Origin of the sequence: Streptomyces sp. NRRL B-1140, from assembly GCF_001280065.1 — a bacterium.
In the GTDB taxonomy this organism is placed as follows: domain Bacteria; phylum Actinomycetota; class Actinomycetes; order Streptomycetales; family Streptomycetaceae; genus Streptomyces.
In genome coordinates this window covers 1-224 of record NZ_LGEA01000068.1, presented here as the reverse complement: position 1 = coordinate 224, position 224 = coordinate 1, and the positions used below count along the sequence as shown (strand labels likewise).

Annotated in this window: 1 protein-coding gene; it reads right to left on the bottom strand. The window is 69.2% G+C overall.

From position 1 onward, the window contains the following. Positions 1 to 224: methylmalonyl-CoA mutase family protein (locus ADK65_RS08470; RefSeq protein ID WP_234352826.1), on the bottom strand; the 224-nt coding region annotated here is incomplete at both ends.

Genomic DNA, 224 nt, shown 5'->3' with positions numbered 1-224 from the left:
CAGTCCCTGCACGGCGACGCGCACCAGGTTGACCTCGGGCTGCTGGGCGGTCAGCTGCACCCCGGCCGTCTGGGTGTGGAAGCGCAGCATCAGCGACTTGTGGTTCTTCGCGCCGAACTCCTCGTGCATCACCCGGGCCCAGATCCGGCGCGCCGCACGGAACTTGGCCACCTCCTCCAGGATCGTCGTGCGGGCGACGAAGAAGAACGACAGGCGGGGCGCGA